Source organism: Microbispora sp. H10670, from assembly GCF_014161385.1.
GTDB lineage: Bacteria > Actinomycetota > Actinomycetes > Streptosporangiales > Streptosporangiaceae > Microbispora > Microbispora triticiradicis.
Window position 1 is genome coordinate 1 of sequence record NZ_JABBWW010000057.1, and the last position, 7,686, is coordinate 7,686.

The following is a 7,686-nucleotide window of genomic DNA, read 5'->3' on the forward strand; positions in this document are numbered from 1 at the left end:
ACGGCAGCATCACCGGCGTCCAGTCCGGCCTGTGCATCGACGCCGCCGGAGCCGCCACCGCCAACGGCACCAAGCTCCAGCTCTACAGCTGCCACGGCGGCACCAACCAGAAGTGGACCTGGAACAGCTAGCCCGCACCTGTTGGCCTGCGGCGCGGAACACTCGGCCGCACCGCAGGCCACGCCCGGCAGCCCTCGCCCCGCCTGGGCATGCTGGTGGCGAGGCACAGGTGCGACGCTCTTATCGTCGCAGCTGCTGGTCGGCGTCGCGCTTCGTCGGCTGTGGCGCAGAGTCCTCCACGAAGCGAGGACGGCAAGCGAACCAGCCGGCGATCACCCCTGGGACGGCGGTCGCAGCGAGCACCAGGAGCGGGATCGACCATGATCCGGTCGCCTCGCGCAGAAGGCCCAGACCGATCGGGCCGAAGCAGGCCAGCCCATAGCCGATGCCTTGCACGAAGCCCGACACGGCAGAGGCTGTCTGCGGGCTCTTGGTTCGACGGTTGATGAGGGTCATGCAGAGCGGGAAGGTGCTCACCCCGATTCCCAGCGCGCACATCCACACCAGCGTGCCGTCGAGGGGGGACAGGAGCAGGCCCAGGTATCCCGCTACCAGGAAGATCGCGCACCCGACGACCACGATGAACGGGTTCTTCATGCGCGTGGCCAGGTGTGGAACCACCAAGGCCGCGAGCATGCCCCATGCCGAGTAGAGCGCGACCATGGAGCCGCCCAGGACCGCGCTGCCTCCTGCGTCGGTGAGCACTGCCGGGACCCAGGTGATGATCCCGTAGTTGGACAGCGAAATCATCGCGAAGAGGATCACCAGGCCCCAGACGGTTGATGATCGGCTGATCCTCGGTCTCGCATCGGACGCCGTCACTGCCGCGGGCGCGTGGTGATCGGCGGGCAGCCTGACTGCCAGGACGAGCCAGACCACAGCAGCCACAGCAACTGGTCCCGCCCAGATACCTACCGAGAGCCGCCACGTCGCCGCTTCTGCTACCGGGACCGCGAGGAGCGGGGCGATGAACTGGCCCGCCTGCATGAGGATCAGGTAAAGCGAGGTCCACAGGGCCAGACGGTCGGCGGACCAGGCCTTCACCAACGGAACGACCACGACGTTCGCGGCTCCGATTCCGGCCAGTGCCAGCACGGTCGAAAGCACCAGCAGCGAGGGCGTTGGAGAGAAGGCGCGCACCAGGAGCGACAGAGCCGTCAGGCCCAGCGCCACAGTGGCCGTGCGTTCGAGTCCGAACTTCCTCGTCACCGCTGGGGCGAGAAACCCGAAGATGCCGAAGGACACCGCCGGCACAGTGCCGAGCAGGCCGGACAACGTCACCCCGAAGCCGAGATCGGATCCGATGATCTCCAGGAGCGGAGTGAACCCGGTCACGGCCGTTCGCAGGTTGAGCGCTGTCAGAGCGATGGCGAGCCCGGCCCACAAGGTTAAACGCCCACGGTGCAACGGAACGAGCGATGGGAGCGATGTCACGTTATACTCCAGTGTAAGGTCAGCAGATGATGGGATTATGGGATGAGTTCCGAAGAGTCTGGCACGCGACAGCCGATGCGTCGAGTGGGACTCATCGACCAGGCCGCCGAGCGCTTCCGCGAGGAGGTGGTCTCCGGACGCTGGCCGGTCGGTGAGCAGATACCGACCGAGGCCGCACTGGTGTCGGAGTTCGGGGTCGGTCGGAACACGGTGCGCGAGGCGCTGCAGTCGCTGGTGCACGCAGGTCTGCTGCGCCGTGAGCAGGGCCGCGGCACCTTCGTCATCTCCAGCTCCGAGCTGACAGGCACTCTTGAACGTCAGCTCGGCGGTGGCACCCGTCGCCACTACCTGGAACTACGCCTTGCCCTCGACAGCGCTGCAGCGTCGCTGGCCGCGATGAACCGCTCAGACGCCGACGTCGAGCTGCTGCGCGAGCTGCGCGACCGTCGAGAAGCGAGCTGGTCGACCGACGATCTCGACCTGCGAGCGAGCGCGGACCTCGCCCTGCATCGCGCGATCGTGGCAGCGACGCACAACCCTCTCTACGTCAAGCTGTACTCCAGCATGCTCGACATCTTCGCTGCCCACATGCGCGACGAGAAGAGCGAGGACGAGGACGCGGCACACCGCCACCACCACGAGCTGGTCGAGGCGATCGCGGACGGGGACGCCGACCGTGCTGCCACGAAGGTGGGTTCCATCTTCAAACCCTTCATGCGCTGAACCACGCAATCGCCTCCCCCCTCGGGCGAGGCGTCTCTGACGACGCCCCGCAACGCGAAGCGGCATTTTGGCTGGTGGAGCCCAGGGGATTCGAACCCCTGACTCCCTGCATGCAAATCGGCCTGATCACCAGGGACAACGGCCCCGACCTGGGGCGCCGCCGCCCGCGAGCGACCGTGAGCACCCCTGTTCACCGCCCGCAATGGCCGCTAGCGGCCCGACCGCACCGGCTCCTGAACGCTCGTCTCGACAGTGGGAACCTGCGGTGCTACCTGGTAGCACCAGATGTCACGCTCTCGTTACACTCATACGGTGAGCATCTCTGAGCCTGAACGTTCCCACCAGATCTCGCAGCGCGATCTCCGCAATCGATCTGCGGAGATCATGGATGGGCTGGAACGCGGGGAGCGGTACGCCGTCACCCGCAACGGCCATCACATCGGCGACCTCGTGCCTATCCGGCGCCGGCGCCGGGCCGTCTCGCGAGCTGAGTTCGCCGCGATGTCCCGGGGCATGCCACGTCTGGATGACCGGAAGTACCGCGAGGACATGGACCGACACGTCAGCGACGATCTCTACGACCCCTACGATCGCGCGTACGGCAGAGGCGAGTTCGACGAGGACGGGCAATGACCCTCACGCAAGGGCTGCTCGACACCAACATCCTCATCCTGCGCGCTGGGATCGACCCGGACGAATTGCCCGACGAGATGACGATCAGCGCCATTACAACGGCAGAGTTGTCAGTCGGCGTACTCGTGGCATCCGGGCCGCAGGAACTCGCTCAGCGGATGAAGATCCTGCAGGCCGCCGAGGCTGAGTTCGACCCGCTTCCCTTCGACGAGACCGCCGCCCGTGAGTACGGCCAACTCTGGACCGCTGCCATCGCCTCAGGCCGCAAACCGCGTCCCCGCACAGCCGATCTAATGATCGCTTGCGTGGCGATCGCCAACCAACTGCCGCTCTACACCTGCAACCCAAAGGACTTCAAAGGCCTGGATCATCTGCTCAACGTGGTTCCAGTCACTCGACCACGGTGAGACGGCACGTGACCATACCTCGTACAGATGGTCCGATCTCTTCCCGGAGGAAGAGCCGGTGGCTGAAGGCCCAGACCAGCCGCCGTTCCTGTCGGGCCACGGTCTCCACCCCCCGGCCGACGAATCAAAAGTCGTTCGGCTCGAAGAGCAGTTGGGCGTGAACCTGCCGCCGAGCTATCGGCAGTTCCTCCTGTACTCCGACGGCTGGGGCGTCAAGGAGTACTCCCTGTGGCCGGCCGCGGAAGTCGGCTGGCCCCGTGACATCGCGCCCACAACCGTCGAAGCCTGGTCGGTGCCCACAGACGAAGTGCCCGATGACCTCTACTTCGTCTACGGAAAGGAGCGGAACCATCACGCCATCAGGACGGAATATCTGCCCGACACCCTTCTGGTCGGGCTGTGGGATGGAGACCTCCTTCTCAACCCCCACGTTATGACGCCTGAGGGCGAGTGGGAGGCATGGCTTCTCGCGGCCTGGATGCCCGGCGCCAAGCGTCACAGGTCCTTCTGGGACCTTATGAAAGACCTTTGTACCTCTCGGTGAGCCAGGGTGAGGAACGAACCCTGGATCGTCGATCGCCCCCAAGCGCGTACGGTTGCTGGCCACGCCGTGGCGATCGTAGGGCTGCATCTGTGCAACGGAAGAGCGCGAAGGCCGAATAACGATCAAAGCCCAGGCGGGAAAACGATCCCTGGCCTGGGCTTTTGAGTGCGTGGAGCCTAGGGGATTCGAACCCCTGACTTCCTGCTTGCAAATCGGCCTGATCACCAGGGACAACGGCCCCGACCTGGGCAAGGAGCCGCCCGCGAGTTACCGTGAGTACCCCCTGTTGACCGCCCTTGATGGCACGCTAATGGCACGATGATCACGCGATCCGACCTGCCCAGACAAGGGCCGACGCGGCCCGACTCCTGGTCCGCCCCCGTTTCGGCCGAAGGGCGCGCTGACCTGCGTATGATCGCTTGGTCCCTCTGGGCTGGATCAAGGCTATTCCGTCCAAGAGGACAACCCTAACCCTGCGGATTGAAAGCTCGGACGATCATGGTTCCAAACAGTTCAATGCAGGTCAACGGGTATACGCGATCCACCCTGAACGGCTCGGGATCACCCTGGACTGCAACCCAAACTGCAACCCGGCGTCACAGCTGTGGAGCTACTCCAACGGCGCGAGCTACCGAGATAGGTCAAAATCATGCCCATGACGGGAGAAACCCTGAACGGCTTCGGTGAACTCGTGGACGCCGCAAGTGAACGGCGCGCCATGGAGGTGACCGCGTTACACGAGGCGGGAGAGTTACTGAGCAAGGTGATCCAAGCGGCCGCCATCGTGGCTGATCATCTGCGAGCCGAGGTCGCAGTCTTGCCGAAGCGGCATGTCCTGAGTGATGACACCGGGGATGACCCGGGGGCTCGGCTTGCCGAGGCTGGTGAGCGTCTGAGGAGGATCACGGGTCTTTTGCAGGACGCCGACCTGCATGCTCGTCGGTCCGGCGCTGCGCTGCGACACATCAACGTGCAGGCGGGTTCTGACGAGAGTGAAGACTGAATAGGAGTCTCGCCGGGGACTCGAACGCTGCGGAGGTTACGTCCAGGGAAGTGGTGTACGAGCTGCCACCGCGTGATCCGTTTCTGCAGGTTAAGCGGTGAGGGTGTCCGGGAGCTGTTCCTGGTCCGGTGTGTCGCCGGGGATTACCCATAGGCGGGCTTTGGCCAGGACGTCCAGGCCGATGTAGCGGCGGGCTTCGGTCCACTCGTCGGTCTGCTCGGCCAGCACGGCGCCGACCAGCCGGATGATGGCGGCCCGGTCGGGGAAGATGCCCACGACGTCGGTGCGGCGGCGGATCTCCTTGTTCAGCCGCTCCTGGGGGTTGTTGGACCAGATTTGCTTCCAGATCTCCCGGGGGAACTGGGCGAAGGCGAGCAGGTCGTCGCGGGCGCCATCGAGGTGGTTGGCGGCAGCGGGGTATTTGGCCGCCAGGGCGTCGATGACCCAGGCGTGCTGGGTGCGCACCTGCTCGGCGGTCGGCTGGTCGAAGATGGTCCGCACCAGCGTGGCCACCCACGGCTGCGCCGACTTGGGCACGGTGGTGAGGAGGTTCCGCAGGTAGTGGGTCCGGCAGCGCTGCCAGGACGCGCCGGGCAGGGTAGCGCCGATCGCCTCCACCAGGCCGAGGTGGGCATCGGAGACGACCATCTGCACCCCCGACAGGCCGCGGGCGACCAGGCCGCGCAGGAAGGCCAGCCAGCCCGCGCCGTCCTCACGTGAGGTGACCTCCAGCCCCAGGATCTCCCGCTGGCCGTTGGCATTGACCGCGGTGGCGACCAGGGCGTGCACGTTGACCGTCCGGCCGCCTTCGCGGACCTTCTGGGTGAGGGCGTCCAGCCACACGAAGGTGTACGGGCCGCCGTCCAAGGCCCGGGTGCGGAAGGCCTCCACCTGCTCATCGAGCACCTTGGCCATCGCCGAGACCTGGCTCTTGGAGATCCCGGCGATTCCGAGTTGCTCGACCAGCTTGTCGACCCGCCGGGTCGAGACCCCCAGCAGGTAGGACGTGGCCACGACGCTGACCAGCGCTTGCTCGGCCCGGCGGCGGCGTTCCAGCAGCCAGTCCGGGAAGTAGGAGCCCTGCCGCAGTTTCGGGATGGCCAGCTCGACGGTGCCGGCGCGGGTGTCCCACTCCCGCTTGCGGTAACCGTTGCGGGAGTTGGCCCGCTCGCTGCTGCGCTCGCCGTAGCCGGCCCCGCAGCGGGCATCGGCCTCGGCCGACATCAACGCCTCGGCCATGGTCTTCACCATGGATCGCAACAGATCCGGATCCTGCGCCTGGATCTGCTCCGCCAGCCACGCGGCAGGGTCCACACTGTCATTCACGGCCATCGCCTTTGTTCTCCTTCGATCTTGACTTCGCAATCACGAAGGATCACGCGATGGCCGTCCTCATTTCACGACGCCACGCCTCTACCAGCCGAAACTCTTACACCACTTCCGTGGACGCAACCGCTGCGGATTACCAGGGCCCGCTTACCCTCGACCGGGATCGGGATTTCGCCACCCGGTGGATGCGCCGCCCGCAGACCGGTGTCGTGCGAGTCAGGCGGCACGGGCGGGCCCCGCCGATCGGTGCCGTCCGGGTCCGGCGGGCTGAAAGTTGCATCCGCGACCTGCATCTTCGTGACCCGCCCGGTCGCGTTGGCGACAGGCCACGACACTCACTTCTACCGTCTGTGTAGCGCGTCGATCGGTATGCAGGCCACCGCCCCGCCTCCTGGCCGCCAGGGAGTCCCCATGCAACGGCGAGTCATCTCCATCGTTCTCGCGGCCCTCGCCGCACTGGCCGGGCTGGTGGTGACCACGCCCGCGTTCTCGGCGACGGCTCCCGCACGGATCACGCGGTTCGCCGACACCACCCCGCCGACGGTTCCCACCGGGCTGAGCAGCACGGTCGGATGCAATCCCCTGTCCGTGACGCTGAACTGGACCGCCTCCACCGACAACGTGGGGGTCACCGGCTACGACGTGTACGGCGCGCCCTACAGCGGCGGCACGTTCGTCCCGGTCGGGACGACCTCGGCGACCTCGTACACCCAGCCCATCATGGGGCTGTACCTTTACGAGGTGCGGGCACGCGACGCGGCCGGCAACACCTCCGCCTTCACCGAGCCGGTTCGGGTCGTGCTGCCCCCCTGCCCGACGATGACGCCGGAGCCGCAGCCGCCCACGACGCCAGGTACGCCGACCGCGACCGTCACCTGCGGCTCGGTGACGCTGACCTGGACCGCCTCGACGGACAACGTGGGCGTCATCGGATACGAGATCTGGCGTGCGCCCGGCGCCACCGGCGGCACGTTCGCCCTGGTCGGCACCACGACGACCACGTCGTTCACCCAGTCCGGTGTGGGGGTCTACCGCTTCCAGGTGCGGGCGCGTGACGCGACGGGCAACTACTCCGCCTTCACCTCACCGGTCACCGTCTACGTCCCGGCCTGCCCGACCAGGGGCTGTACGGCCGTATACAGCCCGGCCGGCGACTGGCCCGGCGCGTTCCAGGGGAAGGTGGTCGTGACCAACACCGGCACCACCGCGACCACCGGTTGGACGGTCACCCTCACCTTCCCCGGCGGCCAGCAGATCACCCGGGTCTGGAACGCCAGCCTGGATGACTTCGCCAATCCGTACACGATCACGAACGCGAGCTACAACGGAGCGCTGGCGCCCGGCGCCTCCACCACCTTCGGCTTCCAGGCCACCACCAGCGGCACCGACAACACCCCCATCACCACCTGCATCCGCACCCCTTCCAGCTAGTGTCCTGCGCCTGAAATTCGTCGGCAATATCGTGCGAGGGATTCGAGGATCTCCTCTGCGGTCTTCTTCCATACGAACGGCCGGGGGTTGTCGTTCCACTGGGCGATCCAGTCCCGGATGTC

9 protein-coding genes and 1 pseudogene are annotated in these 7,686 nt (G+C 66.5%); 7 read left to right on the forward strand and 3 right to left on the reverse strand.

From position 1 onward, the window contains the following. Nucleotides 1-8: 8 nt before the first annotated feature. Entirely contained in the window at nt 9-131 is a 123-nt protein-coding gene (locus tag HHX33_RS34265; protein WP_310741643.1) for an RICIN domain-containing protein, read from the forward strand. A 109-nt stretch (nt 132-240) separates the two neighbouring features. Here the strand turns inward: HHX33_RS34265 and HHX33_RS34270 are convergent, their stop codons facing one another. Further along, nucleotides 241-1,494, reverse strand: a complete 1,254-nt coding sequence (locus HHX33_RS34270; protein WP_182878197.1) for a CynX/NimT family MFS transporter — start codon at nt 1,492-1,494, stop codon at nt 241-243. Nucleotides 1,495-1,578: 84 nt separating this feature from the next. Here HHX33_RS34270 and HHX33_RS34275 point away from each other — a divergent pair, with 84 nt between their 5' ends. From HHX33_RS34275 to HHX33_RS34295, 5 genes are all read left to right on the forward strand, one after another. Next, nucleotides 1,579-2,217 (forward strand): FadR/GntR family transcriptional regulator, encoded by a 639-nt coding sequence (locus tag HHX33_RS34275; RefSeq protein ID WP_279633844.1) that lies wholly within the window; start codon nt 1,579-1,581, stop codon nt 2,215-2,217. Between the two features lie 312 nt (nt 2,218-2,529). Further along, on the forward strand, nt 2,530-2,850 hold the full coding sequence (locus HHX33_RS34280) for a type II toxin-antitoxin system Phd/YefM family antitoxin (protein WP_259403159.1): 321 nt from the start codon (nt 2,530-2,532) through the stop codon (nt 2,848-2,850). Beyond that, nucleotides 2,847-3,257, forward strand: a complete 411-nt coding sequence (locus HHX33_RS34285) for a type II toxin-antitoxin system VapC family toxin (RefSeq protein ID WP_182878199.1) — start codon at nt 2,847-2,849, stop codon at nt 3,255-3,257. Before HHX33_RS34280 ends, HHX33_RS34285 begins: the two co-directional genes overlap by 4 nt. Before the next feature lie 58 nt (nt 3,258-3,315). Continuing rightward, a complete protein-coding gene (locus HHX33_RS34290; RefSeq protein WP_182878200.1) occupies nt 3,316-3,801 on the forward strand; it encodes an SMI1/KNR4 family protein in 486 nt (161 codons plus the stop codon). 655 nt (nt 3,802-4,456) lie between these two features. Beyond that, a complete protein-coding gene (locus HHX33_RS34295; RefSeq protein ID WP_182878201.1) occupies nt 4,457-4,804 on the forward strand; it encodes a hypothetical protein in 348 nt (115 codons plus the stop codon). A gap of 90 nt (nt 4,805-4,894) precedes the next feature. On the opposite strand, the gene HHX33_RS34300 is transcribed toward HHX33_RS34295, so the two are convergent. Further along, complete coding sequence (locus HHX33_RS34300; protein ID WP_182878202.1) at nt 4,895-6,136, reverse strand: IS256 family transposase; 1,242 nt, start codon at nt 6,134-6,136, stop codon at nt 4,895-4,897. 408 nt (nt 6,137-6,544) lie between these two features. On the opposite strand from HHX33_RS34300, the gene HHX33_RS34305 reads away from it, so the two are divergent. Then, nucleotides 6,545-7,564: a cellulose binding domain-containing protein gene (locus HHX33_RS34305; protein ID WP_182878203.1), complete on the forward strand. Its 1,020-nt coding sequence runs from the start codon at nt 6,545-6,547 to the stop codon at nt 7,562-7,564. On the opposite strand, the pseudogene HHX33_RS36910 reads toward HHX33_RS34305, so the two are convergent. Further along, a pseudogene (locus tag HHX33_RS36910) lies at nt 7,561-7,686 on the reverse strand (IS630 family transposase); the annotation flags it as partial. The gene HHX33_RS34305 and the pseudogene HHX33_RS36910 overlap by 4 nt on opposite strands.

Coding starts and splice junctions, on each gene's coding strand:
- HHX33_RS34285 (WP_182878199.1), top strand. CDS start 2,847: ATGACCCTCACGCAAGGGCTGCTCGACACCAACATCCTCATCCTGCGC.
- HHX33_RS34295 (WP_182878201.1), top strand. CDS start 4,457: ATGACGGGAGAAACCCTGAACGGCTTCGGTGAACTCGTGGACGCCGCA.
- HHX33_RS34300 (WP_182878202.1), bottom strand. CDS start 6,136: ATGGCCGTGAATGACAGTGTGGACCCTGCCGCGTGGCTGGCGGAGCAG.
- HHX33_RS34305 (WP_182878203.1), top strand. CDS start 6,545: ATGCAACGGCGAGTCATCTCCATCGTTCTCGCGGCCCTCGCCGCACTG.